The organism is Wenzhouxiangella sediminis (assembly GCF_003410055.1).
Lineage (GTDB): Bacteria > Pseudomonadota > Gammaproteobacteria > Xanthomonadales > Wenzhouxiangellaceae > Wenzhouxiangella > Wenzhouxiangella sediminis.
On sequence record NZ_QUZK01000052.1, the window covers coordinates 40,661 to 63,858 of the forward strand.

Annotated in this window: 25 protein-coding genes; 11 read left to right on the forward strand and 14 right to left on the reverse strand. The window is 66.1% G+C overall.

The window, feature by feature from the left end; translation table 11 throughout:
* Window positions 1-132 precede the first annotated feature (132 nt).
* From tolA to cysQ, 6 genes are all read left to right on the forward strand, one after another.
* Window positions 133-1,098, forward strand: a complete 966-nt coding sequence (gene tolA, locus DZC52_RS14500; protein WP_116651868.1) for a cell envelope integrity protein TolA — start codon at window positions 133-135, stop codon at window positions 1,096-1,098.
* Window positions 1,076-2,386: a Tol-Pal system beta propeller repeat protein TolB gene (gene tolB, locus DZC52_RS14505; RefSeq protein ID WP_245960838.1), complete on the forward strand. Its 1,311-nt coding sequence runs from the start codon at window positions 1,076-1,078 to the stop codon at window positions 2,384-2,386. The genes tolA and tolB overlap by 23 nt, the downstream gene beginning before the upstream one ends.
* Before the next feature lie 46 nt (window positions 2,387-2,432).
* Complete coding sequence (gene pal, locus DZC52_RS14510) at window positions 2,433-2,963, forward strand: peptidoglycan-associated lipoprotein Pal (RefSeq protein WP_116651870.1); 531 nt, start codon at window positions 2,433-2,435, stop codon at window positions 2,961-2,963.
* The gene (ybgF, locus tag DZC52_RS14515; RefSeq protein ID WP_116651871.1) at window positions 2,963-3,811 is read left to right on the forward strand and encodes a tol-pal system protein YbgF; all 849 of its coding nucleotides are present in this window, start codon (window positions 2,963-2,965) and stop codon (window positions 3,809-3,811) included. The genes pal and ybgF overlap by 1 nt, the downstream gene beginning before the upstream one ends.
* Before the next feature lie 170 nt (window positions 3,812-3,981).
* Entirely contained in the window at window positions 3,982-4,842 is an 861-nt protein-coding gene (gene galU, locus DZC52_RS14520) for a UTP--glucose-1-phosphate uridylyltransferase GalU (protein WP_116651872.1), read from the forward strand.
* 180 nt (window positions 4,843-5,022) lie between these two features.
* Window positions 5,023-5,835, forward strand: a complete 813-nt coding sequence (gene cysQ, locus DZC52_RS14525) for a 3'(2'),5'-bisphosphate nucleotidase CysQ (RefSeq protein WP_116651873.1) — start codon at window positions 5,023-5,025, stop codon at window positions 5,833-5,835.
* A gap of 24 nt (window positions 5,836-5,859) precedes the next feature.
* Here cysQ and DZC52_RS14530 read toward each other — a convergent pair whose 3' ends face one another.
* From DZC52_RS14530 to DZC52_RS14545, 4 genes are read right to left on the reverse strand one after another with little or no spacing between them, the layout of a single operon-like run.
* Window positions 5,860-6,798 carry an SPFH domain-containing protein gene (locus tag DZC52_RS14530; RefSeq protein ID WP_116651874.1) on the reverse strand — a complete coding sequence of 313 codons (939 nt, stop codon included), beginning with the start codon at window positions 6,796-6,798 and terminating at the stop codon, window positions 5,860-5,862.
* Between the two features lie 39 nt (window positions 6,799-6,837).
* A complete protein-coding gene (locus tag DZC52_RS14535) occupies window positions 6,838-7,314 on the reverse strand; it encodes an NfeD family protein (RefSeq protein ID WP_116651875.1) in 477 nt (158 codons plus the stop codon).
* Window positions 7,315-7,363: 49 nt separating this feature from the next.
* The gene (locus DZC52_RS14540; RefSeq protein WP_116651876.1) at window positions 7,364-7,948 is read right to left on the reverse strand and encodes a GNAT family protein; all 585 of its coding nucleotides are present in this window, start codon (window positions 7,946-7,948) and stop codon (window positions 7,364-7,366) included.
* Window positions 7,945-9,267: an amidohydrolase family protein gene (locus DZC52_RS14545; RefSeq protein WP_116651877.1), complete on the reverse strand. Its 1,323-nt coding sequence runs from the start codon at window positions 9,265-9,267 to the stop codon at window positions 7,945-7,947. Before DZC52_RS14545 ends, DZC52_RS14540 begins: the two co-directional genes overlap by 4 nt.
* A 127-nt stretch (window positions 9,268-9,394) precedes the next feature.
* Here DZC52_RS14545 and DZC52_RS14550 point away from each other — a divergent pair, with 127 nt between their 5' ends.
* On the forward strand, window positions 9,395-11,269 hold the full coding sequence (locus DZC52_RS14550) for an ATP-binding cassette domain-containing protein (RefSeq protein WP_116651878.1): 1,875 nt from the start codon (window positions 9,395-9,397) through the stop codon (window positions 11,267-11,269).
* A 24-nt stretch (window positions 11,270-11,293) separates the two neighbouring features.
* Here DZC52_RS14550 and DZC52_RS14555 read toward each other — a convergent pair whose 3' ends face one another.
* The 3 genes from DZC52_RS14555 to DZC52_RS14565 all read right to left on the reverse strand — a co-directional run bounded on the left by DZC52_RS14555 (window position 11,294) and on the right by DZC52_RS14565 (window position 14,213).
* Complete coding sequence (locus DZC52_RS14555; RefSeq protein ID WP_116651879.1) at window positions 11,294-11,431, reverse strand: DUF3096 domain-containing protein; 138 nt, start codon at window positions 11,429-11,431, stop codon at window positions 11,294-11,296.
* Window positions 11,432-11,529: 98 nt separating this feature from the next.
* Complete coding sequence (locus tag DZC52_RS14560; RefSeq protein ID WP_245960839.1) at window positions 11,530-12,072, reverse strand: gamma-glutamylcyclotransferase; 543 nt, start codon at window positions 12,070-12,072, stop codon at window positions 11,530-11,532.
* Window positions 12,069-14,213 carry a pilin gene (locus DZC52_RS14565; RefSeq protein WP_181918971.1) on the reverse strand — a complete coding sequence of 715 codons (2,145 nt, stop codon included), beginning with the start codon at window positions 14,211-14,213 and terminating at the stop codon, window positions 12,069-12,071. The genes DZC52_RS14560 and DZC52_RS14565 overlap by 4 nt, the downstream gene beginning before the upstream one ends.
* A gap of 142 nt (window positions 14,214-14,355) precedes the next feature.
* Between DZC52_RS14565 and DZC52_RS14570 the strand changes: the two genes are divergently transcribed.
* Together DZC52_RS14570 and DZC52_RS14575 are read left to right on the forward strand one after the other, a co-directional pair.
* Window positions 14,356-14,838, forward strand: a complete 483-nt coding sequence (locus DZC52_RS14570) for a YajQ family cyclic di-GMP-binding protein (protein ID WP_116651882.1) — start codon at window positions 14,356-14,358, stop codon at window positions 14,836-14,838.
* 21 nt (window positions 14,839-14,859) lie between these two features.
* Window positions 14,860-15,348: a nuclear transport factor 2 family protein gene (locus DZC52_RS14575; RefSeq protein WP_116651883.1), complete on the forward strand. Its 489-nt coding sequence runs from the start codon at window positions 14,860-14,862 to the stop codon at window positions 15,346-15,348.
* On the opposite strand, the gene DZC52_RS14580 is transcribed toward DZC52_RS14575, so the two are convergent.
* The 3 genes from DZC52_RS14580 to DZC52_RS14590 are packed head-to-tail and all read right to left on the reverse strand — an operon-like array spanning window position 15,331 to window position 17,827.
* Entirely contained in the window at window positions 15,331-16,377 is a 1,047-nt protein-coding gene (locus tag DZC52_RS14580; protein ID WP_220338402.1) for a synaptic vesicle VAT-1 family membrane protein, read from the reverse strand. The genes DZC52_RS14575 and DZC52_RS14580 overlap by 18 nt on opposite strands.
* Window positions 16,374-16,739, reverse strand: a complete 366-nt coding sequence (locus tag DZC52_RS14585; protein WP_116651884.1) for an SET domain-containing protein — start codon at window positions 16,737-16,739, stop codon at window positions 16,374-16,376. Before DZC52_RS14585 ends, DZC52_RS14580 begins: the two co-directional genes overlap by 4 nt.
* Window positions 16,736-17,827 (reverse strand): hypothetical protein, encoded by a 1,092-nt coding sequence (locus DZC52_RS14590; protein WP_116651885.1) that lies wholly within the window; start codon window positions 17,825-17,827, stop codon window positions 16,736-16,738. The genes DZC52_RS14585 and DZC52_RS14590 overlap by 4 nt, the downstream gene beginning before the upstream one ends.
* On the opposite strand from DZC52_RS14590, the gene DZC52_RS14595 reads away from it, so the two are divergent.
* Window positions 17,826-18,314: a GNAT family N-acetyltransferase gene (locus tag DZC52_RS14595; protein ID WP_116651886.1), complete on the forward strand. Its 489-nt coding sequence runs from the start codon at window positions 17,826-17,828 to the stop codon at window positions 18,312-18,314. The two genes, DZC52_RS14590 and DZC52_RS14595, sit on opposite strands and share 2 nt — an antisense overlap.
* Here the strand turns inward: DZC52_RS14595 and DZC52_RS14600 are convergent.
* Together DZC52_RS14600 and DZC52_RS14605 are read right to left on the reverse strand one after the other, a co-directional pair.
* The gene (locus DZC52_RS14600; protein ID WP_116651887.1) at window positions 18,303-18,872 is read right to left on the reverse strand and encodes a YkvA family protein; all 570 of its coding nucleotides are present in this window, start codon (window positions 18,870-18,872) and stop codon (window positions 18,303-18,305) included. The two genes, DZC52_RS14595 and DZC52_RS14600, sit on opposite strands and share 12 nt — an antisense overlap.
* A gap of 91 nt (window positions 18,873-18,963) precedes the next feature.
* Complete coding sequence (locus DZC52_RS14605; protein WP_116651888.1) at window positions 18,964-19,338, reverse strand: MAPEG family protein; 375 nt, start codon at window positions 19,336-19,338, stop codon at window positions 18,964-18,966.
* A gap of 167 nt (window positions 19,339-19,505) precedes the next feature.
* On the opposite strand from DZC52_RS14605, the gene DZC52_RS14610 reads away from it, so the two are divergent.
* Window positions 19,506-21,671, forward strand: a complete 2,166-nt coding sequence (locus tag DZC52_RS14610) for a putative bifunctional diguanylate cyclase/phosphodiesterase (RefSeq protein ID WP_147307727.1) — start codon at window positions 19,506-19,508, stop codon at window positions 21,669-21,671.
* On the opposite strand, the gene DZC52_RS14615 is transcribed toward DZC52_RS14610, so the two are convergent.
* Together DZC52_RS14615 and DZC52_RS14620 are read right to left on the reverse strand one after the other, a co-directional pair.
* The gene (locus DZC52_RS14615; protein ID WP_181918972.1) at window positions 21,660-22,694 is read right to left on the reverse strand and encodes an FAD:protein FMN transferase; all 1,035 of its coding nucleotides are present in this window, start codon (window positions 22,692-22,694) and stop codon (window positions 21,660-21,662) included. The genes DZC52_RS14610 and DZC52_RS14615 overlap by 12 nt on opposite strands.
* A gap of 11 nt (window positions 22,695-22,705) precedes the next feature.
* Window positions 22,706-23,176 (reverse strand): LEA/WHy family protein, encoded by a 471-nt coding sequence (locus DZC52_RS14620; RefSeq protein ID WP_116651890.1) that lies wholly within the window; start codon window positions 23,174-23,176, stop codon window positions 22,706-22,708.
* Between the last annotated feature and the right edge of the window lie 22 nt (window positions 23,177-23,198).

Genomic DNA, 23,198 nt, shown 5'->3' on the forward strand with positions numbered 1-23,198 from the left:
GCCGGTTCAGCAGCCAGTCGCCAGAGCGCGAATCGTCTGATCACTGCAATGAAATTCCGGTTCCTTTCTTTATCTGTGTTCATCTGTGTTCATCTGTGTTCATCTGTGGACGATTTGCTTTCCTTGACTTGAATGATGCTCTCCCCCCAGCGCAAACAGGCAATCAAGGACGGGCTGGCCGCCTTCGGGCTGGCCGTCGCCGTGCACATGGGTTTCGTGCTGGTGCTGGTGATCGGCACCTGGGAGTGGGAGCCCTTCGAGCACCGCCCGGTGCCGGTGCAGGTCACGCTCGTGGACCAGGGCGCGGTGGCCGAGCCGCAAGACCGGCAGGAAGAGGAACGTCAGGAACGGGCCGACGAACAGGAAGCCGAGCGGCGTCGTCAGGAGGAGGCCGAGCGCCAACGCCAGGCCGAGTTGGAGCGCCAGCGCGAGGAAGAAGCCGAACGCCAGCGCCAGGAAGAGGAGGCGGAGCGACGCCGGCAGGAGCAGCTCGAGCAGCAGCGTCGCGAGGAGGAGCGCCGTCGCCAGGAAGAAGCCGAGCGCCGCCGCCGGGAAGACGAAGCGGCGCGCCAGCGTGCCGAGGAAGAAAGAAGACAGCTCGAGCGCGAGCGACGCGAGCGGGAGGAAGCCCGCCAGCGCGAACTCGAGGAATTGCGCCGCCAGCGTGAGGAAGCCCAGCGCGAGCGCGAGGAACAGGAACGCCGCCTGCAGGAGCTGGCCGAGCAGCGCGAACGCGATCGCCAGCAGCAACAGGCCGAAGAGGAAGCCGAGCGCCTGCGTCTCGCCCAGGAGCAGGCGGCTGCCGAGGCCCGCCGCGCCACGCTCAAGGAAGAGTATGTCGCCACTATCCGCGAGCTCGTGCGGAGAAGCTGGATCCGGCCGCCGACCACGACGCCGGGCGTGGAATGCTCGGTGCGCGTCGTGCAGATCCCCGGCGGCGAAATCATCGATGCGAGTATCGTGTCACCATGCAATGCCGACGACGCCACCCGCCGCTCGATCACTGCGGCGGTCATGCGGGTCGGAAATCTGCCCTATCGAGGTTATGAGGATGTATTCGAGCGCCAGATCACTTTTGTCTTCGTTTACGACGGCTAGCCTGCTCGTCTTCGCACTGTTGTTCGCCGCTCCCGCTGCGGCGGAGCTGCGCATCGAGATCGTCGACGGCGTCGAGGGCGCCATGCCGATCGCGGTCGCGCCCTTCGAGTGGAACTCGGACATGCCCGAGCCCGAGGACGGCGTGGCCGATATCGTCAGCGCCGACCTGCATCGTTCCGGCCTGTTCGACCCGATGGACGAAAGTGAGATGGTCGATCGGCCCTCGGAGCCGACCGAAGTGCGCTTCGGCACCTGGCGACTCCTGAAGGTCGACCACCTGGTCATCGGCTCGGTACGCGAGACCAACGACGGCATGGGTTACGAAATCGAGTACCACCTCCTCGACGTCCATACCGGCCGCATCCTGCTTTCCCAGGCGCTGACCGTCGGTCTGGGCGACCTGCGCTTCGGCGCGCACCGCGTCGCCGATGCCGTCTACGAGGCCTTGCTGGGCGTGCCGGGCGCCTTCGCCACCCGTATCGCCTACGTGGCGGTTCGCGGCACGGGCGCGGACAACGAGACCTTCGAGCTCGTGGTCGCCGACGCCGATGGGCACAATCCGCAGACGGTGGTGCGCAACAGCCAACCGATTCTCTCGCCGACCTGGTCGCCGGATGCCCGCAAGCTGGCTTACGTGTCTTTCGCCACCGGACGCTCCCAGGTCATCGTGCAGGATCTCTATACCGGCCAGAACCGGGTGGTCAGCGCCGACAAGGGCATCAACGGCGCTCCGGCCTTCTCGCCCGACGGCGACAAGCTGGCGGTCAGCCTGTCGCGCACCGGCAGCCCGGAAATCTGGGTCATCGATCTCGAGACGGGCCGCAGCGAGCAGCTCACGCACCACTGGTCGATCAACACCGAGCCGGCCTGGTCGCCGGACGGGGAGACGATCTATTTCACGTCCGACCGGGCCGGTCGCCCGCAGATCTACGCGATGGACGCCGGCGGCGGCGATCCCGAGCGGGTGACCTGGGAAGGACGCTACAACGCGCATGCCAGCTTCGGCCTGGAGGAGCGCTACCTGGCGGTCATCTACAGCGAAGGCGACGAGGACTACAGGATCGCGATCCATGATCGCGAAACGGACCGTTTGCGTGTATTATCTGATGGTCGGCTTGACGAATCGCCGAGCTTTGCGCCCAACGGCAGCATGGTGCTCTATGCCACGCGCCGGGACGGCAAGAGCGAGCTGGCAGCCGTTTCGGCTGACGGCCGGGTCCGTCAAAGGCTGGTCCTGAGCGAGGGTGACGATGTTCGGGAGCCGGCCTGGTCGCCAATGATTCGATAATGAGAAATTGCCCCCAACAATGCCTGTACGATTCCCAGGAGGTAGCATGAAGACTGCACTGCGATTCATCGCCCTTGTCATGCTGGCCGCCATTCTGGCTGCCTGCGCGAGGGAGACGGTTGAAGAACCGGAAGCCCCGGAACCGCCGCCGACCCAGGAGCCGGTGGACGAGCCGGAAACCGATCGGCTGAATCCGCGAGATTACACCGATCCGCGCAACCTCGACAATTCCGACAGCCTGCTGAGCCAGCGCGTCATCTACTTCGAGTTCGACCGTTCCAACGTTCGCTCGCAGTTCCGCCCGATCATCGAGGCGCACGCCGAGTACCTGCGCTCCAACCCGTCGGCCCGCGTGATGCTGGAAGGCCACGCCGACGAGCGCGGTTCGCGCGAGTACAACCTGGGCCTGGGCGAGCGCCGCGGCAACTCCGTGCAGGATCTGCTGAGCGCCAACAACGTTCCGTCGCGCCAGGTCGAAGTGGTCAGCTATGGTGAAGAACGCCCGGTGTGCCGCGAGAGCAACGAGGATTGCTGGCAGCGCAACCGTCGCGTGGAGATCGTCTACACGGCCCGGTAATGGCGTTGAGACACTTCACCAAGACACTGGTGATTGCGGCGGTCGGCCTCGTGCCGGCCGTCGTCGTTCCGGTGCAGGCACAGGACAGCAGCGACCTGGTCTACGACGTCCAGGCCCTGATGGAAGAAGTGCGCGAGTTGCGCGGCATGGTCGAGTCGCAACAGCGCGAAATCGAGAATCTCCGTCGCCGGCAACGGGACCAGTACCTGGATCTCGACCGGCGCCTGCAGGCGCTGGAGCAGGGGGGCAGCGAGCCGGCGCCGGTGCAGGAGAGCGACCCGGTGCAAGGACGAACCGGCCGGGAATCGCAGCCCGTTGAGCCGGCCAGCGAATCGGTGCCGCCTTCCCGGCCCGCCCGGGATGTACCCGAAGTCCGCGAACCCATCGATGCCCAGGCCGAAATCACGACCCTGGCAGAGCCGTCTACCGGCCCGGCCCGGGACCTCGACTCGGTCGGTGAAGACGAGAAAGCCGCATACGATCGCGCTTTCCGGGCGCTTCGCGAAACCCGATATGCGGACGCGGCCGAAGGTTTCTCGTCGTTCCTGGAACAGTATCCCCAGTCGGCCTACGCGCCCAATGCGCTCTACTGGCTGGCCGAGACCTACTACGTCACGCGCGATTTCGAAACCGCGCTCGACTATTTCGACGAGTTGCTCGAGCGCTTCCCCGATAGCGGCAAGCAGGGCGACGCGCTGCTCAAGATCGGCTTCAGCCACTACGAACAGGAACGCTGGAACGAAGCCCGCGCCGCCCTCGAGCAGGTGCGCAGCCAGTACCCCGGAACGACCCTGGCCCGCCTGGCCGAGGGGCGCCTGCGGGATATGCGGCTGGCCGGGCATTACTGAGGACGGAAGGCAGAAGACGGAAGACTGAGGACTGAGGACTGAATTCCGACCTCCGACCTCCGGCTCCTGTCCTCCGCTCTCCGTCCTCCGCTCCCCGTCCTCCGTCCTCGCCCCCCGCGCCCTGAATCGGCTACCATGTCGACCTTTGGCACGCCAGGGGCTCATCCACCATGATCGAAACCGTCGTCTTCCCCGTCGCCGGGCTCGGCACGCGTTTCCTTCCGGCAACCAAGGCCATTCCGAAGGAAATGCTGCCGGTCGTCGACAAGCCGTTGATCCAGTACGCGGTGGAAGAGGCCGTAGCCGCCGGTGCGCGTCGGATGGTGTTCGTCACCGGTCGCACCAAGAACGCCATCGCCGATCATTTCGACATGGCCTACGAGCTCGAGACCGAGCTCGAGCAGCGCGGCAAGCACGAACTGCTCGAACTGGCGCAGAAGACGGTGCCGGAGGGTGTCGAGTGCCTGTACGTCCGGCAGCGCCAGGCGCTTGGCCTGGGACACGCCGTGCTGTGCGCACGTTCGCTGGTGGCCGGGGATGCCTTCGGCCTGATCCTGCCCGACGACCTGATCGACAACGGCGACGATCCCGTCCTGTCGCAGTTGGCCCGGCATCACGCCGAAACCGGCGCATCGGTCATCAGCGTCGAGGAAGTGCCGCGCGAGAAGACCCGTTCCTACGGCGTGGTCGATGTCGAGTCGTTCTCCGGGCGCAGCGGCCGCATCCGCGGCATGGTCGAAAAGCCCGAGCCGGAGGATGCGCCGTCCAACCTGGCCATCGTGGGCCGTTACGTGCTCAGCTCGCGACTGTTCGGGCTGCTCGAGAACACCGCTCCGGACCACCGCGGCGAAATCCAGATCACCGACGCCATCGCCGAGCTCCTGAACGAGCAGGTGGTCGATGCCTACCAGTTCGAAGGCCGGCACTACGACTGCGGCTCCAAGCTCGGCTTCCTGCAAGCCACCGTCGACCTGGGCCGCAAGCACTCCGAGCTGGGTGCCGACTTTTCCGCGTGGCTTGAGAACCTTTAAAACGCAAAGACGCGAAGACGCAAAGAAAACGAGAAATCAAGAAGGCGCAGAGCCGAAACCCGGAGCTTTCCCAAGCCATTCTGTCCCATGCATGAATGACTTTTCATTCCTTCGCGTCCTGGCGTCTTTGCGTTTCAAAGATCTTGCCCGAATCGAATCAATCGACTAATCGAGAAGACTATGCAATTGAGTGAAATGTTGCCTCGCGTGCGCGAGGCCGTGGCCGAGGCCGGGAAGGCCATCATGGCCGTCTACAACGACCCGGCGACCACCGAGGTCGTCGACAAGGACGACAAGAGCCCGCTCACCGAGGCCGACCTCGCCGCCAACCGGATCCTGGTCGAGCGCCTGAAAGCGCTTACGCCCGATATCCCGATCCTTTCGGAGGAATCGAAGCAGGCGCCGTGGTCCGAGCGTCGTCAATGGAAAGCGCTGTGGGTGGTCGATCCGCTCGACGGGACGCGCGAGTTCATCAAGCGCAACGGCGAGTTCACGGTCAACGTGGCGCTCGTGCGCGATCACAAGCCCGTGCTGGGCGTGGTCTACGCCCCGGCGCTCGATCGCTGGTATTTCGCCTCGGTCGACGACGGTGCCTGGCGGCAGGACGACGAAAGGGAACCGGTTCGGATCGAGGCGACCGACAAGCCCGACGACCGTCCCTGGCACGTCGTCGGCAGCCGCTCGCACAACACGCGCGAAGTGGAAGATTTTGTCGCGCGCCTGGGGTCGGCCGAGTTCGTGGCCATGGGCAGTTCGCTCAAGCTCTGCCTCGTCGCCGACGGTTCGGCGCACATCTACCCGCGGCTCGGGCCGACCTGCGAGTGGGATACCTGCGCCGCGCAAGCGGTCGTCGAGGCGGCCGGCGGGCAGGTGGTCAATGCCGAAACCGGCGAGCCGCTGACCTACAACGCCCGCGAGGAAGTCCTCAACCCCTGGTTCATCGTGTGCCGGGATCCCAGGGAAGAGTGGTTCAAGGTCGAGACGACCGGCTGACCCGGTCGTCCCGCCGGGCGGCGCTCAGGCCTGGGGTGACTTGACGCTCTTGTTGAGCGTCTGTGCCAGGCCGGCGACCACGCCGCCGATGTCCGACAGTTCGGCCGGCAGGATGAGCGTGTTGGTCTCCTTGGCCAGGTTGCCGAATTCCTCGACGTACTGCTCGGCGATGCGTAGGCTCACCGCCTCGCTGCCGCCGGGCTGATTGATGGCCGTGGCGATGCGTTCGATCCCGGCCGCCGTGGCCTCGGCGATCAGGCGGATTTCCTCCGAACGGCCCCGCGCCTCGTTGATCTGCTTCTGCATGTCGCCTTCGGAGACGTTGATCGTCTCCTGCTTCATGCCTTGCGAGACGTTGATCTTGGCTTCGCGTGCACCCTCGGATTCCGCCACCACGGCGCGTCGTTCGCGTTCGGCGCGCATCTGCTTCTCGAGCGCGTCGCGAATGGTCTCGGGCAGGGTGATGTCGGCCACCTCGTAGCGCAGCACCTTGATGCCCCAGGGCTCGGACGCTTCCGACAGCACTTCGACGACCTTCTCGTTGATGATCACGCGCTCCTCGAAGCTCTTGTCGAGGTCGGTCTTGCCGATCACCGAGCGCAGCGTCGTCTGTGCCAGCTGGATGGCGGCATAGCGGTAGTTCTCGATGCCGTAGGAGGCCAGTCGCGGGTCGATGACCTGCATGTAGATGACGCCGTCGACGTGGATCTGGATGTTGTCCTTGGTCACGCAGGCCTGCTGCGGCACGTCGATGGCTTCTTCCTTGAGCGTGTGCTTGTAGGCGACCTTGTCGACGAAGGGGATCATCAGGTGGAAGCCGGCGTCGAGCACGCTGTGGAAGCGGCCGAGCCGTTCGACCACGTAGGCCGAGCGCTGCGGCACGATCTGGGCGGTCTTGACGACTGCGATGATGACGATCAGCAGGACGATCAGGGAAAGAATAGTGGCAGAGTCGAGATCCATCGTTGGTCCCTCTGGTGGCGTTAGTAGTTGGGTTGGCGATCAGCCGGCGGCCTGATCGTTCGAATGCTCGGGGCGGGTGGCGGAGACGAGCAGGGTGATGCCGCGGTGACCGACGACCCAGGCGGTGTCGCCCTCCGCGAGTTCGCCGTTTTCGCACTCTGCCTTCCAGTCGACGCCGCTGAGCCGGACCTGCCCGACGCCCTCGGAGAAGCTGCGGGTCACCGTGACCCGTTCTCCACGCGTGGCGATCAGGTCCTTGTCGCCGTCCCAGCGGTCGGAGACGTTGCCGCGAAACCAGACCTTGATGCGTTCGCGGGCGAACAGCAGGCTGCCGACCGAAAGCACGGCAAAGCTGATGACTTGTTCCGGCAGGCTGTCGAGCAGCCCGATCGCCGTGGCAATACCGACCAGGATGGCGCCCGCGCCGAAGAAGATGGCGACAATACCGGTGATGAAGAACTCGGACAGGACCAACAAGGCCCCCAGGATCAGCCAGAACCAGGACTGTTCGATCATCTTGTGCTCCCTTGAGTAGTGCAACGCCCGCCCCGGAGGCGAGACTGAATTATAGCTGTTTGACCCAGAACTGCATGGGCTTGTCGGTTTCGCGTGTTTCGCCGATGTCCTGCCAGGCGAAGCTTGTCGTCAGGCCTCCGATCGGCTTGTAGCCCCGCTTCTCCCAGAATTCATCCAGCGGGCGGTAGCCGGCGGGGCGTCGCGGATGGTCGCTCGAACGCACCACCGCGCAGAAGGCCGTGATGTCGTGGCCCAGCTTGCGTGCGTGGGCCTCGCGCTCGTCGAAGAAGGCGTGGCCTGTACCCCGGCCGCGCCAGGCGGGATCCAGTACCGACTCGCCGAAATAGAAAACGCGATCGAGCGCGTAGCCCGCTTCGCGAAAGGGTGTCCGGAACTCGTCGTGGGCGTCGAGCAGGGGCAGCCCGGTCGAACAGCCCACCACGCCGCCGGTGTCAGCCAGCGCGAGTACGAACACGCTGTTCGGAGAGGCCTGGTAGTGGGCAAGGTAGTCCCGCTCGTAATCGAGGCTACCGTCATACAGGTAGGGCCAGTCGCGAAAGACCCGGATCCGCAGCTCGGCCACGGCTTCGATCCAGGGCGTGATGCTCTGGCCGGTTTCGACCCGGATCGTCACAGCCCGGCCTCCGAGCCGGCAGCCGGCTGCCAGCGCTGCCGCAGGGACGCTTGCGATTGCCACTGGCCGCGAATCACGACACCCGTGACTGCGCCGACGTGGCGGATATCCTCGAGCGGATTGGCTTCCAGCACGACCAGGTCGGCCGGCTGGCCGGTCTCTATGGTCCCGCGACGATCCTTGTCCCCGAACCAGGCGGCCGCATCCACGGTCGCCGCGGCCAGGGCCTGCTCAGGAGGCATGCCGGCTGCGACCAGTCGCTCCAGTTCCAGGTGCAGGGCACGGCCCGGAACGAGCCAGGGGTTGGGGCTATCGGTCCCCGGCAGAATCGACCCGCCAGCCGCGATCAGCGCCCGGGTAAAGCGTTCGGCATTGCGTGACTTGCAGTTGGCCGCCCTTGCGCGCTCGCTTCCGGGCTCGGGCGTGGCGCCGAGCCAGAATTGCCCGGTAATGCCGGGTGGCAGGGCGTTGAATTCGGGCTGAGCTCGGGTAAGCTCGCGAGAATCGGCGTTGCTGGACTGGTGAAACAGGGACAGGGTCGGGACGACCGTCACGCCGGCTTCCGCCAGTCGACCGGCGAGCCTCGTCAGTTGCCACTCGGGAATGTCGCAGGCTTGTCGTCCGCCGCTGAACCAGCCGGGCAGATAACCGCCGACATGTTCCAGGCTGGCCGGATCGTGGACGAGCAGTTGCTCGAGTTCGATCGCGTCGGGCATGTGGCCGACCACCGGGAGGCTGTGCCGCTTCGCTTCTTCGGCCGTGGCGGCGAGGACCGGGGCGGTCAGGCCGTCGTAGATCTTGATGGCACGGTAGCCTTCGGACGCGTAGCGTTCGACCAGTTGTCGCGCCTGCTCCGGCGTGGTGACGGGCTCGGATTGCGGCCAAAGTGGCGGCTGCCCCTCCAATAGCGGGCTTGCCAGAAAGATGTTCGGACCGAAGATGCCGCCATCGGCAACGCCCGAGACCAGCTCGAGCAGGCTCTGGTTGCCGTTCATCACGCGGATCGAGGTCACGCCGTTGGCCACGTACATGGCCAGCATCTGCTCGGTGCCCAGGTGTACGTGCATGTCGTGCAGGCCGGGGATCACCCAGGCGCCGTTGACTTCGACGACGCGGCCTTTCGTCGTCAGGCGGCCCGTATCTTCGATTGCGACGATGCGGCTGTCGCGGATCAGGATGTCCTGCGAGGCGATCGGGGGCGCACCGGTCATGGTCACCACGTTGGCGTCGCGCAGCAGCCACTCGCCGGACTGCGCGGCGGCGGGCAGCATGAACAGGACTGCGAGAACGCCCACAAGGGCCTTTCGGATCTGGAACATCGGGTCTTCGGTGGACTAAACCGATCTTCATTCTAGGCCCCGCGCGTGCTGTTGCCATGGGTGACAAGTCACGCATGGGAACAGATATTCCTTACAATCGTTGCTTCTCCTGACCCCCTCGTTGTCCATGTCCCTGGTTTCCATCCGCAAGCTCGACTTCAGCATCGGCGGTCCGCTGCTGCTCGAGAACGTCGAACTCGATATCGAGCCGGGCGAGCGCATCGCGCTGGTCGGCCGCAACGGCGCCGGCAAGTCGACGCTGCTGAAGCTGATCGCCGGCTCGATCGAGCCCGACGACGGCGAAGTGACGATCGGCGACGGGGTGCGCGTGGCGAGTCTCCAGCAGGAAGTGCCCGACGATGCCCGGGGCAGCGTTTTCGACCAGGTCGCGAAGGGGCTTGGGGACGTCGGCGACCTGCTGGCCGAGTTTCATCGGGTCAGCCACGGCGACTTCGACCCCGACGCGCTGGCGCGCGTACAGGCCAAGCTCGACGCCACGGGCGGATGGGACGTCGACAGCCAGGTCGAGCGCGTGCTTGAGCACCTGGCGCTGGACGGGGAGGCGGCGTTCACCGAACTGTCGGGCGGGATGAAGCGTCGCGTCCTGCTGGGCCGCGCGCTGGTACAGCGCCCCGATGTCCTTCTGCTCGACGAACCCACCAACCACCTCGACATCGAATCGATCGAGTGGTTGGAAGGCTTCCTGAAGGAATTTTCCGGCAGCCTGGTCTTCGTCACCCACGACCGGCGTTTCCTGCAGGCCCTGGCTACCCGAATCGTCGAGATCGACCGCGGGCAGGTGACGTCCTGGCCGGGTGACTGGCAGAACTACCTTCGCCGCGTGGAAGAACGCGCCCACGCCGAAGAGCTGGAGAACCGGCGCTTCGACAAGAAGCTCGCGCAGGAGGAAGTCTGGATCCGGCAGGGCATCAAGGCGCGACGAACCCGCAACGAGGGCCGGGTGCGCGCGCTCGAGAAGATGCGCCGCGAGCGCCTGCAGCGCCGCGAACGGCAGGGCAGCGTTCAGATGGAAGCCGCCAGCGCGGGCAAGTCCGGCCGCAAGGTCATCGAGGCCGAAAACGTCTCGTTTGCCTGGGATGGCCGGCCGATGGTGCGCGATTTCTCCACCACGGTGTTCCGCGGCGATCGCATCGGCCTGATTGGTGCCAACGGCAGCGGCAAGTCGACCTTGCTCAAGCTGCTGCTCGGCCAGCTCGAGCCCCAATCGGGTACGGTCTCGCTGGGTACCAACCTGGAAATCGCCTACTTCGACCAGCACCGATCGGTGCTGCGCGACGACTGGTCCGCTGCCGAAAACGTGGCCGAGGGCCGCGATTTCGTCGAAATCAACGGCAAGCGCAAGCACATCATCGGCTACCTGCAGGATTTCCTGTTCACGCCCGAGAGGGCGCGTGCGCCGATCAGCAAGCTCTCCGGCGGCGAGCGCAATCGGCTGCTGCTGGCGCGCCTGTTCGCCCGGCCGTCGAACCTGCTGGTGATGGATGAACCCACCAATGACCTTGACGCCGAGACGCTCGAATTGCTCGAGGAGCTCCTGGCCGAATATGCCGGCACCCTGCTGCTGGTCAGCCACGACCGCGAATTTCTCGACAACGTGGTCACCGCGACCTTCGTGATGGAGGGTGAAGGCCGGGTGGGCGAGTACGTCGGGGGCTACAGCGACTGGCTCAGGCAGCGGCGTCCGGAGACGCCGGTGACGGAAGCAGCGCGGGAACGGCCGGCTGCGCCGAAGCCGAAGCCGGCAAAGAAGAAGCCGGCCAAGCTCAGCTACAAGCTGGCGCGCGAGCTCGATCAGTTACCCGAAAAGGTCGAGGCGTTGGAAGCGCGGATGGCCGAATTGACCGAGCGGATGAACGAGCCGGACTTCTATCGGCAGGACGCCGAGGCGATCACCCGCCACACCGCGGAAGTCGAGGCACTGCAGGCCGAGCTGGATGCCGCCTACAGTCGTTGGGAGGAACTGGAAGACCAGGCCGGCTGACCGGCCCGGCCCAGGGGTGACGAGTCAGAGCCCGAAAATGCCCACGACCCCGATCACGATCAGGTAGATCGCCACGATCAGGTTGAGCAGCTTGGGCGCGATCAGGATGGCGATGCCGGCGACGAGGGACAGGACGGGAACGGCTTCGAGATGGATGGTCATGCGGATTCTCCTTGGGGATTTGATGTTGTTGTCGGCAACATCACCCTAGCAGAACGAGTTCGAAGCGTTCGGCCGAACCCATTGGGAGCTGAGGCACCCTAACGCCCTGAGCCGGGCGAGCATCGTTGCCGAATGCGCGCTTTGGCCCGTTGTTCCAGGTCGAAGACGTGTTCGTCGTTTTCGCCGAGTTCGCGGAGCGCGCCGGCCAGCCTGAGCAGGTACTCCAGGTTGTCGCCGCTGGGCCCCCGTGCGTCGAGTATGTGTTGCGCCATTGCCTCGGCATCGGCGGGGCCGAGAAAGGCCGGATTGTCCCGGCCGGCGACGTAGAGCGTTCCCGACACCGACTCGCCGCGCTCGAGCAGGTCGATCGCCACGCGGTGACGTTCGTAGCCGTTCTTTTCCCGGTGGTCGAGGTGTTCGAATACCGAATGCTCGACCCGGTAGGCCACGCCGCGGCATACCCGGCCCGGCTCGGGTACCAGCGTGGCCACCCGGCCGGGGGCCTCGGGCGTGCCCCGGTGGTCGTGCGAACCCTGCCAGAAGCGGCGGGTCCAGCCCACGATCTCGGCCGGCTCGCGATCCAGGTAGGGAAAATCCACCTTGTAGATCAGCGAGCCGTAACCGAAAACCCAGTCGCTCATCGGCAACTCGTGGGCAGGTGCTTGTCCTCGATGGCGTCGCTGCTGCAGGTCCATCCCATGAGCCGGCCGTCTTCGATCGTCGGGCTGAGCATCAGCTTGGCGTTCTGTGCCAGGCCCTGTCCGCCGGTAAGGATCAGGCGCAGGCCCGGTGGTTCCGATTGCCAGAAAGCACTGACGAGTTCGGGGCCGAGAGCGATGCCGCCGGTCCATTCGGCCGCGACTTCGCTGTCGGGCAGGCTGCCATGCTCGGCCACGTGAGTGGCGACCCGATTCCGGAATTCGGAAGTCGCGGCCAATGCCGTGGCCAGGCGGGAGCGTGTGACGTAGTCCTGGTAGGCCGGAACGGCCACGGCGGCCAGCACCCCCACGACCGCAATGCCGCCGAGGCTACCGCCGCCGGCATAGAACAGGTCGCCGGGGTTGTTCTCGAAAGCCAGGTCGAGGCCTAGCCGGCCTTCCACGTATTCCAGCCCGAAGCCGATCGTGCCGGCGTCGGGCAGGTCGAGTTCGCGCGCGGTCGGAAACGCCATGGCGTCGATTTCCGTGCCCAGCATGTCGGCCATCCCCAGCAAGGAGGCGATATAGGCATAGTAGTTGCGGCGAGGCGCGTCTTCGGCGTGAAGCGCGGCGAAAAGGGCGGCATGCCGGGTGTCCACGCCCGCGCTGGCGAGCCAGTCGCCGACTTCGACATCCCCTGGATGGTCCAGGCGGGCCATGAGAACCTGCGGGACCGAGGCGATCAGGATGCGATCGTTCTCGCGCATCCAGAACAGGTGGGTGCCCGCCTGCATCGATCGGGCCATGAGGAAGGCCAGTCCGGGATTGGACTCGGGCAGGTCGTCGATTTCGTCCGAGATGTCGATGCCCGGAATGACCAGGTGATGAATCTCCGCACCGCCGATCTTCTTGCTGGATTGTTCGATGTCGAAACGCCGCGACAGGGCGTCCCAGAACTGCGTCCAGCGCTCGCCGTCGCCGTCGTGAACGAGGTAGCTGCCGTTGGCGTCGTCGACCAGCATCATGCGGCCTGCGAAGGTGTCGACCACGGTGGTCAGGTCGATTCCGATTTCCGTTTCCAGCCGGTCGCTGATCTCCGCCAGTTGCATGTCGGCGTCCTCGCCCAGCGAGCCCAGCATCTGCCGCAGCCAGTCGTTGCCCGGCAGCACCGCGCCGATCACGAAATCGGGCTCGCCGCTGCTGCGGAAATCGACGGGGCCGGAAGCCGGCAGGGAAAGGTCCCAGACGCGGCCCTCGCTGCCCTCGGCAATCACGGCCAGATGAGCCTTGCCGCCGCTGCTGCCGTAGCCCATGGCCAGCTGGCGGGTGGCGAACACACCCATCGCCTCGAACTGCGTGAGCTGCTCGTCTTCGAGTCCCTGGCGCATGATCGGGCCCAGCCGCGCCATGTCCGCCCACAGGAAGAAGCCGTGGCCCGAGGCGTCGATCCGCTCCTCGAATCCGCGGGCCGGGCTTTCGTCTGCCGGCTGCCACTCGTAGGAGGCCGCCAGGCCCTCGGCGGTGGCAGCCATCCCGGTCAGGAATCGGGCTCGCCGGGTGTCCGGATCGAAGTCGTAGAAGATCGGGAACATCGTCGCCAGGATCTGCCCGGGTCCCTCGCCCTCGGCCGGCTCGATCAGCTGCAGCAGGCCGGCCTGGCCGGTCAGCTCGGCCATCGCGGCGTCGAGCTCGGCAACCGTCTCGAAGTCGAAGCGACCCTCGATGATCAGGTCGGCTTCCAGCGGCTGCGGGCCCTCGCCCACCAGCGCGAATTCCAGCGGCGATCGCAGGGTCTCGAGCAGCAGCGTGAGGATGGGGGCGAGCTGGCCCATGTCCTCGGCCAGCACTTCGGGCAGCCGGGTCTGAAGCGTCGTGATCGCGTCGCGATTGGCCTGGGTGTCGAGTCCCTTGCCGAGGGCGCTGGTCTTGGGCGCGCCGGCCAGTCCCCAGGGGCTGGGCAGTCGCGCATAGGCAATGGCGTTGTCGGGCAATTGCTCGACGAGTCGGGCACGGTCGGCCAGCCCGGCGTCCCAGGCCGAGAATTCGCCGCTTTGGTCGGAGTCACTGGTGGCGGGGCGTTCGCAGCCGACCGTCGCCAGTACGACGGCCAGCAGCAACGCCAGCAATACGGATCGCAGTTTCATTTCGGGCCCTCTGGATTGGGTTGGGGGTGTTTGTTCCCGGCACGGCAGTATAGCCGCCCGACCGCAGGCCTTGCCGCCGGTCGCGTGCATGTAGTTGCCGGAAGAATGATCGTATGATGGGTCTTTTGCACGGGAAAGCGACATGCCTTCTTTCGATATCGTCTCCGAGGTGGACCACCACGAGCTGGCCAACGCCGTCGACCAGGCCAACAGGGAAGTGACGACGCGCTTCGATTTCAAGGGCACGGATTCGAGCTTCGAGCTTGATGGGAACCGGATCGCGCTCGAGACCGAATCCGAGTTCCAGCTCGGGCAGATGCTCGACATCCTCTACGCGAAGCTTTCCAGACGGGGCATCGATCTCGACGGCGTCGAGGCCGACGAGCCCGAAATCGGCGCGAAGACCGCCCGGCGCAACGTGACGGTCCGGGAGGGGATCGATACCGAGACGGCGAAGAAGATGGTCAAGCTGGTCAAGCAGTCGAAGATCAAGGTGCAGGCTGCCATCCAGGGCGAGCAGGTCCGCGTCACCGGCAAGAAGCGAGACGACCTGCAGGCCGTCATGGCCCTGCTGCGCGAGGCCGGGCTGGGCCTGCCGCTGCAGTTCAAGAATTTTCGCGACTGAATCTCACGGGAGGGCTGTGCCATGAAACGCTCGATCAAGCCGGTTCTTGCTCTTGCCGGCCTACTGCTTTCCTTGTCGCTCCCGGCACTGGCTAACGACCAGGCCGACCTGGCGCGCCTGCTGCAGGATTTCCTGGCCGGCGCATCGGAAAACGACGCGGCCGTGCATGATCGTTTCTGGGCCGAAGACCTGATCTACACCAGTTCCGACGGCCGCCGATTCGGCAAGGCAGCGATCATGGAAGGCCTTACGGAGGACGGCCAGGCCGGCGACGCGGATGCGGCGACGCCGCCGGAATACTCGGCTCGCGACGTCACCATCCGCGTCTTCGGCGATACCGCTGTCGTGACCTTTCGTCTCGTGGCCGAGGTGTCGGGCGAAACCGTTGGCGAGTACTTCAACACCGGCGTGTTCAGACGGCGGGACCCGGGCTGGCGCGCGGTGACCTGGCAGGCTACCCGCGCTGCCGAAGCGGCCGGGGAAGCGCCTGGTTCAGGGGATCAGCGCTAGCTTGCCGACGGTCTGGCCCGATTCGATCCGGCGCTGGGCTTCGGCGGCCTCCGGCAGGGGGCGCGACTCGACCGGCAGCGGTTCGAGGCGGCCGTCGGCAAAGCGCTCGAGCAGCCATTCCATGCCCTCGCGCATGGTCGGCGCGTGAGACTGCAGAAAGCTCAGGTTGGCGGCCAGCACGCTGCGGTTGGACTGGGTCATGTCCATGGGGTTGAAACGCGGGGTGCGCAGCCAGTCCAGAGCGAGCGAAAGCCAGTTGCGCCGGCCGTTTTTCGGCAGCATGGAGGCGAAGCCGTAGACCACTAGCCGACCGGTCGGCGCCAGGTGCTCGTAGCTCTGCTTGAGCGTGGCCACGCCGTTGGCGTCGAACACGGCATCGAATCCGTCCGGGGCCAGGCGCTCGGCCTCTTCCCAGAGATCGCCCCGGGATTTGTCGATCACGGACTCGGCACCCATCGTGCGGGCGTGCTCGACCTTGTGGGCCGCGCCGACCACGCCGACGGCGCGAACGTCGGCCAGGTGGGCCAGTTGCAGCAATGCCGAACCCACGCCGCCGGCGGCGGAGTGGATCAGCCAGGTTTCTCCCGCCTGCGGATGGAGCTGTCGGTGCACCATCCACCAGGCAGTCAGGAAGACCGTGGGAACCGTGGCCGCCTGCTCGAAATCCAGTCGGGCCGGTTTGGGGAAGACGCCTTCGGCGGGCAGGCACAAGTGGCTGGCGTAGCCGTTGAACAGCGTCAGGCCGATCACCTCGTCACCGACTCGCCAGCCCTCGACACCGTCACCGAGCGCGGCAATCGTGCCGGCCACTTCGAAACCCGGCGTGATGGGATAACCGTGGAGTTTCCTGGCCGAGGCATAGAGACCCATGCGGATGATGCCGTCGGCGTAGTTGACGCCGCAGGCCCGGCAGGCGATGACGACTTCGCCTGCTGCAGGTTCGGGAACCGGCTTCTCGAGAAGTCTGAGCACGTCGAAGCCGCCCGGCCGGTCGATCACGATCCGGCGCATCGGCCCGCCGGTGTTCACGCTTCCTCTTCTCCTTCCTCTTCTTCCTCGTCCTCGTCGTCCCAGCCGTAGTCGAAGGTGATCTCCTCGTCGGGCTCGATCGCGCGCAGGGCGTAGAGTTCATCGCCCCACCAGTCGGCGTTGGGCTCGGCGGAATGGTTGAGGAAGCGCATCTCGTTGACCCCGTCGATGCCCTCCCATTCCTCCGTGTCCTCGTTCCACAGCCACAGGACATGCATGCCGTCGTCCTCGGCGTCCGGTCCCTCGTAGGTGCCGATGTACTCCTCGGGCTGGATGCGACGGCGGGCGAACAGGCCGCGGCCGTGAATCTCGGAATCGGCCACGTAGGCGACCGGGTTGTTGTCGTATCGTTCTTCGTTCATGTTTCTGCGGGCCGCAGGCGGCCGGTCTCCGGATCGGTGTGGAGTTGGTCGGTGGCGTCGAAGCGCGTCAGCCCGCGCGCGGCGAGATCGCGCATCACCCGGTTGGCCGACTCCGGTCGCAACGGGTAGATATGCATCATCCGGCCGTCCTCGACCACGGTCCATGCGACCAGGCCGATGTCGGGATGGTGGTGGACGGTAATGCCGTCGGGATGCCCGGTGGCGCCGGTGGATTCGATCATTGCACTGTAGTCTTCGTCGAAAACGACGGGGCCGGCCGGATGGGCCTGCCATGCAATGCCGTGGCTGTCGAGCAGGGTGGTCAGCGTTCGGAACGCGCGCAGCCACAGCGCGTAGTCGTCGGGCTCGCCGTCGAACTGGTCGAGGCTTGTGAAGGGCAGTTCGATGCGCCGGGTCCGGGCGTCCCAGCGAGCCGTCAGCCCGGCCGGCAGTTCGTGCTGGTGGTCGCGATCCCCCTCGACCAGCGTCTGTTCAACCACCGGCCAGAAGCCGCCCAGCCCGGCGCTGTCGAGCTGGACGTGCTGCAGGGCGACCAGGTCGGCCAGGGTCAGCAGCTGGCCGTGCACCGTATCCACCCCCGCCGCTTCAGCCAGGAGGGCGCGGGCGGGCGGGTCGATGCTGCCGCGCTCGAAAAGCGCTTCCTCGAGCTGTTCCTTCAGTGAATCGGCCTGTTCGGCCGGGCACAGAAGCGTCATCGGCAGGGCAATGAACTGGCCCTGCGGGGATTCCGCGGGCGGCTGCAGTTGCTCGTGCGGCATCTGCGAACGATGCGAGCCGATTGCCAGGATGCGCGGTTCGAACCCGCGCTCGCGAAGCGTCGACTGGGCCAGGTCTTCCAGCGCACACCAGGCCGGAAAGCCGGGGCGCATCAGCTCGAAGGGTTCGAACAGGCTCGCGCCGAGCACCAGCATGCAACTGTCGACCGATGGGACGACCCGCTGCAGGTCGGTAGCGAGATGGCCGGCCAACTGTTCGGCCCGGTGCCGATCGAGGGTTCTGCGGGGGCTTTCACCGGGCTGGATTTCCAGTCCGGCCAGGAGCCGGATATGATGCACGCTTTCATTCATGACGGGGTATCCCGAAGTGGCGAAGACCGGCCCTCTCGATTGGCGCGTGGAGCGCTACGAAGAACTCTCGCTCGATCGGCTCTATGCCATCCTCGCCGCCCGCGTGGCGGTGTTCGTGGTCGAGCAGGACTGTCCCTACCAGGATCTCGACGGGCTCGATGACTGCGGTTTGCACCTGAGCGCCTGGTCGGGTGAGACCGTGCTGGCCTACGCCCGGTTGTTGCCGCCGGGCAAACGTTTTGCCGAGCCTTCCATCGGCCGCGTGCTGACCGCGCAGGCCGCGCGGGGAACCGGGTTGGGCCGGGAGCTGATGCGCCGCAGCATCGATACGGCGGCGCGGGAATTTCCGCGTCGGGCCCTGCGGATTTCCGCCCAGCAATACCTCGAGCGGTTCTATACCGACTTCGGATTCGAAACGGTCAGCGAACCCTATCCCGAGGACGGCATTCCGCACGTCGAGATGTACAGGGCGCCTTCAGAACAGTGAGATGGGCGACTTGCCGCCACCGCCGCCGCCGCGAACGCGCCGACGCCGGCGCCGCATGCGCGACAGCAGGGCCTGTTCGCGGGACTTGAGGAAGTCGCTCCGGTTGAGCTCTTCGGGCTTCATGCCGCGGCGCTGGGCTTCGGCATCCCGGTACTTGACGAAATCCTGGTAGGCCTCGATCTCCGGCTTGAGCTCGCGGGTCATCAGCTCGATCATGATCGCGTCGTCGAGAAAGCCCAGGCCCGGGATGTTGTCGGGGATCAGGTCGTGCGGGTCGTTGAAGTAGGCCAGTGCGGCCAGCACGCGCTGGCGACCGACCTCCTGCATGCCCCAGCCTTCGTCTTCGAGCATGTCGATGAGCATCCGCAGCATGTCGAGGCGGCCGCGAACGAATTCGCTGCTCTTGCCCCGCCCCGAGGCTTCCTCGATCAGCTTGCGCGCGCCGGCGATGATCTGCTTCGGTTCCTGGTCGCGCGTGGTGTCCATGGCCTTCCTGGCCATGTCGCGAAAGCGTTCGAGATCCTTTTCGGAAAAGTCGAGAGTGATTCTGAGGCTCATGGGTCGTTTCCCTGCGATTCTTTACGAGAGCTGGCGGGTCAGGCGCATAGCCTAGAGCGCGGCCCGCAAGGCGTCAATGGCTCGCCCGGCGTCAGGCGCCCGCCACGAACAGCCAGATGCAGCACACCATCCCGCCCGTCCACATCAGTGATCGAGCGAGGTGGATGTCGGCGAGGTAGCAGATGCCGTAGGCGATCCGGAAGGCGATGAAGGCGATCGCCAGCGCGTCGATCGTGTTCTGGGCGGCCCCGGCCAGGTGGGCGACCAGCACGGCGGCGGCAAACAGCGGAAAGGCTTCGTGCGAGTTCTGCTGGGCCCACCAGGCCCGCTTGCGGTAGCCGGTGACGGATTCGTACCAGTCTCGCGGCCGTCGATTGTTGAACGACTTGTCACCCGCCTTGGCGATGCCCGCAAAGATGATCGGCATCAAGCCGGCGACCAGTACGCACCAGAAGGCGATGGTCATGGTCGGAGTTTCCCTCAAAAATTCAAGTCTACACCAGCCCGGCCGGAGTGTCCGGCTTGCCGAACGCTCGCCCGGGCCTTACTCTGGCTTGCCGAGGGATATTGAGCCGAAAGCGGGGATTCATCCTGGATGAAGTCGTTGATTAGCCGCCGTGCCGGAGCGCTCGCGTGCGTGCGGGACTGAGTCTGCTTGCCGCCCTGGCGGTATTCGCCGGCGGACAACTGATGCTGGCCCGTTTCATCCACGGCGAGCAGCAGCGTGATGCCGACCTGCAGCGCTTTCTGGCACTGCAGGCGTTGTCGACCTACCGGGCCCGGGTCGAAGGACGGCTCGACGCCAATCTGATCAGCGTTCGGACCCTGCGCGCGGAAATAGCGCTCAATCCCGACGTCGATCCGCGTCGTTTCGAACGGCTCGTGTCCGAACTGCTCACGGCCGATCTGCACACACAGCACATTGCCGCCGCGCCCGACCTGGTGGTGCGCTACATTTTTCCGCGCGAAGGCAACGAGGCCGCGCTCGGCTTCGACTATCGCACGAACCCGGAACAGTACCGCTCGATCCAGGCAGCCATCGAGGCCGGCGACATCGTGATCAACGGGCCTGTCGACCTGGTTCAGGGCGGCCGCGCCATGATCGGACGTGTGCCCGTCTATGAGCGCAGCGGGGGCGACTTCTGGGGCGTGCTCTCGGTGGTGATCGACCACGAGAGACTGTTCAGGGACGCCGGCCTGATGGATGCGCAACGCTGGCACATCGGCCTTCGCGGAACCGACGGCAAGGGCATGGAAGGGGGTGTGATCCTCGGAGAGGCCGATTGGTGGCGGCTCGATCCGGTGACCGTACCCGTCGAATTGCCGGTGGGTCGGTGGATACTGGCCGCGGTCCCGGCCGAGGGAGGATGGGATCCGCCCATGGGCTCCTATCCGTGGCAGTGGCTGGGTGGTTCGGTCCTCAACCTCGCGCTGGCCCTGTTGATATTCGGTCTGCTGGTCAGCCGCAGGCGACTGCAGGGAGCGCTCTCGACGATCAGTCACCAGGCGCGCTTCGACAGTCTCACCGAGTTACCCAACCGGCAGTATTTCATGTACCAGCTCGGCGAGGCGATCCACTGGTCGAGGCGCCGGCAGGGTCGCTTCGCGCTGCTGTTCATCGACCTGGATCACTTCAAGGAAATCAACGATTCGCTGGGGCACGAGGCCGGCGACGAGTTGCTCCAGGCGGTCGGGGAGCGAATCAGGGCGGCCGTGCGGGGCCAGGACCTCGTTGGCCGTTTCGGCGGCGATGAATTCGTCGTGCTGGTGCACGAGTTGGGCGATCCGGTCGACGCGGAGATCGTGGCCGACAAGTTGCTTCGTGCCTTGCACCCGGTGATTCAGATTCACGGGCACGATGTCACCATCGAAGGGTCGATCGGAATCGCCGTCTATCCCGAAGACGGACAGTCGGCAAGCGACCTGCTCAAGCATGCCGACCTGGCGATGTATGCCGCCAAGGCCGCGGGCCGCGGCACGAGTCACTTCTTCAACGACTCGCTGCGGCAGCAGGCCGAATCGCATCTGCGCCTGCACAACGAGATCAAGCGCGGCCTGGCCGAGAACGAGTTCGCGGTGCACTATCAGCCCATCGTGGATGCCGCGAGCCGCCGCCTTGTGGCTGTCGAGGCGCTGCTCCGGTGGCGCCACCCGCGGCGGGGGCTGGTCGGTCCCGGTCATTTCATTCCGGTCGCCGAGCGCACCGGCGTCATCCGCGCCCTGGGCGATTTCGTCCTGCGACAGAGTTGCCGCGATCTCGTGGCCATGCAGCGGGCCGGCCTGGATATCCGGCTCGCGATCAATCGCTCCTCGCGTGAATTCAACGACCGGCGGACGGTCATGAACTGGCTGGAGATCATCGACGAGAGCGGCGTCGCGCGCGACCGCCTCACACTCGAGATTACCGAGTCGGTACTGATGCCCGACAAGGCGCGGCAGCACCGCCTGCTTCGCCGGCTCAACGCCGAAGGTGTCGGACTAGCGATCGACGATTTCGGGCAGGGCTATTCCTCGGTGACCTATCTCAAGAAGTTCCCGGTCAGCCAGATCAAGATCGACCGGGTGTTCGTCCAGGACATGGGCGAAAGCCCGGAACAGCGCGCCCTGGTCGAAGCGCTGGTCAAGATGGCCCAGGCGCTGCACCTCCAGGTCGTGGCCGAAGGTGTGGAAACCACTGAACAGGCCGACCAATTGACCGGGCTGGGCTGCCAGATGCTGCAGGGTTTTCACTTCGGCCGCCCCATGCCGCTTGCCGAACTGATCGAGCGCTTCGGCCCGGCCAGATCCTCACGGGAGTGAAACCACCCGGATCTTGCCGGGGCGGCCCTGCCACGTCACGCGCGAGGCCATCGCCGTCGTCGCCGTGATGCTGCCGTCGGCTTCCACCCGCAGTACCGCATCGACCCCGAGCCCGGCCGCAACGACCGGCCATTCCTCGGTTCCGGCCACCGCCAGGGCCGTGGCGGCAGCATCGGCTTCGCCACCGTCCCCGTGGATCACCGTCACCGAGCTGACGTGATCGGCCGGATAGCCGTCCCGCGGGTCCAGGATATGGCCGTGCCGGACCCCCTCATGCTGGCGATAGCGCCGGTAATTGCCCGAGGTGAAGACGAACTCGCCCGGATTCACTTCGACCGTGCCGAGATAGCGGCCGCCTTCGCCGTCGGGATGCGCCACGGCCGCCCGCCAGGGCCGATGGCCGCGTCGTCCGATCGCGCCGAGGTCGCCTCCGGCGTTGACGATGGCATGCTCGATGCCGGCCTCGGCGAGGATTTGCAGCGCGCGTTCGACGGCCAAGCCCTTGAGGTAGGCGCCGAAGTCGAGTTGAACGGCCGGGTTGCGGCTGGTGAGCGTTCCGTCGCGGATGTCGAGGTCGGACATCGAAGGCGACAGGGCCACGAGTCGCTCGATTTCGTCGGATGGCGGTGGCGGACCCTCGGGCAGGCTGCTGGCATGGAAGCCCCACAGCGCGAGTAGGCGGCCGATCGCCGGGTTGAACCGTCCCCCGCTGCGGCGTTCGAGCTGGGCGGCTTCCTCGATGACCCGCACGGCTTGCGGCGACAGGGCGATCGGGTTGCCGGCGGCGATGGCGCGATTGATCTCGCCCAGCATGCCGGGTTCCCAGGCGTGCCAGTCGCGGTGCAGGCGCTGCAGTTCGCGATCGACTCGGGTGACGACGGCGGCGGTGTCCACCGTGCCGGACGAACGGATGGTCAGGGTGGTCTCGGTGCCGAAAACCGCGATGCGGTGGCGCCGGATGTCCGTCTCCCCGCCGCAGGCGGCGAGCAGGGCGAGGAGCGGCAGAAGCGCGAGGATGCGCAAGGGCTTCCCCGTCAGCGGAATCGATTCGCCTGGCCGGGCACCGGATGGAGCCAGCCTTCGGCTCGCGTCGAGCGATCGCGGCTGCCGTCGAGTTGGAGTTTCACCTCCATGGTCCAGGGCAGCTGCTCTACGTCGCCTTTTTCGAGGGCCTCCAGCCGCTGCCTCCCGGCCGGGTCGGCGGGCAGGTCGAAACGGATCACCTCGCGGCCCCGGGCCGAGATCGTCAGCGGCAGCCGACGCTCGCCCTCGGCAAGCGCTTCGCCGTCGAGACCGAGCTTCAGCCGGGTTCCGGACAGGCTCAGCGGCGCGTCGTTGACGTTGCGCAGCGCCAGCTCGATGACGACCGAGCCGTCGTGTCGCTCGAGCCCGTAGAGGGAAACCTGTGGCGGTTCGCCCACCACCTCGCGCAGGTTGCCGCTGCAGGCCGCAAGCAGAAACGTGGCCAGGACCAGTCCCGGCCACCTCGGAGTGAGATTGTTCATGTGCGTTGTTCCGCCCTTTTCG

Coding starts and splice junctions, on each gene's coding strand:
- tolA (WP_116651868.1), top strand. CDS start 133: ATGATGCTCTCCCCCCAGCGCAAACAGGCAATCAAGGACGGGCTGGCC.
- pal (WP_116651870.1), top strand. CDS start 2,433: ATGAAGACTGCACTGCGATTCATCGCCCTTGTCATGCTGGCCGCCATT.
- ybgF (WP_116651871.1), top strand. CDS start 2,963: ATGGCGTTGAGACACTTCACCAAGACACTGGTGATTGCGGCGGTCGGC.
- galU (WP_116651872.1), top strand. CDS start 3,982: ATGATCGAAACCGTCGTCTTCCCCGTCGCCGGGCTCGGCACGCGTTTC.
- cysQ (WP_116651873.1), top strand. CDS start 5,023: ATGCAATTGAGTGAAATGTTGCCTCGCGTGCGCGAGGCCGTGGCCGAG.
- DZC52_RS14530 (WP_116651874.1), bottom strand. CDS start 6,798: ATGGATCTCGACTCTGCCACTATTCTTTCCCTGATCGTCCTGCTGATC.
- DZC52_RS14535 (WP_116651875.1), bottom strand. CDS start 7,314: ATGATCGAACAGTCCTGGTTCTGGCTGATCCTGGGGGCCTTGTTGGTC.
- DZC52_RS14545 (WP_116651877.1), bottom strand. CDS start 9,267: ATGTTCCAGATCCGAAAGGCCCTTGTGGGCGTTCTCGCAGTCCTGTTC.
- DZC52_RS14550 (WP_116651878.1), top strand. CDS start 9,395: ATGTCCCTGGTTTCCATCCGCAAGCTCGACTTCAGCATCGGCGGTCCG.
- DZC52_RS14555 (WP_116651879.1), bottom strand. CDS start 11,431: ATGACCATCCATCTCGAAGCCGTTCCCGTCCTGTCCCTCGTCGCCGGC.
- DZC52_RS14560 (WP_245960839.1), bottom strand. CDS start 12,072: ATGAGCGACTGGGTTTTCGGTTACGGCTCGCTGATCTACAAGGTGGAT.
- DZC52_RS14565 (WP_181918971.1), bottom strand. CDS start 14,213: ATGAAACTGCGATCCGTATTGCTGGCGTTGCTGCTGGCCGTCGTACTG.
- DZC52_RS14570 (WP_116651882.1), top strand. CDS start 14,356: ATGCCTTCTTTCGATATCGTCTCCGAGGTGGACCACCACGAGCTGGCC.
- DZC52_RS14575 (WP_116651883.1), top strand. CDS start 14,860: ATGAAACGCTCGATCAAGCCGGTTCTTGCTCTTGCCGGCCTACTGCTT.
- DZC52_RS14585 (WP_116651884.1), bottom strand. CDS start 16,739: ATGAACGAAGAACGATACGACAACAACCCGGTCGCCTACGTGGCCGAT.
- DZC52_RS14595 (WP_116651886.1), top strand. CDS start 17,826: ATGACGGGGTATCCCGAAGTGGCGAAGACCGGCCCTCTCGATTGGCGC.
- DZC52_RS14590 (WP_116651885.1), bottom strand. CDS start 17,827: ATGAATGAAAGCGTGCATCATATCCGGCTCCTGGCCGGACTGGAAATC.
- DZC52_RS14600 (WP_116651887.1), bottom strand. CDS start 18,872: ATGAGCCTCAGAATCACTCTCGACTTTTCCGAAAAGGATCTCGAACGC.
- DZC52_RS14605 (WP_116651888.1), bottom strand. CDS start 19,338: ATGACCATCGCCTTCTGGTGCGTACTGGTCGCCGGCTTGATGCCGATC.
- DZC52_RS14620 (WP_116651890.1), bottom strand. CDS start 23,176: ATGAACAATCTCACTCCGAGGTGGCCGGGACTGGTCCTGGCCACGTTT.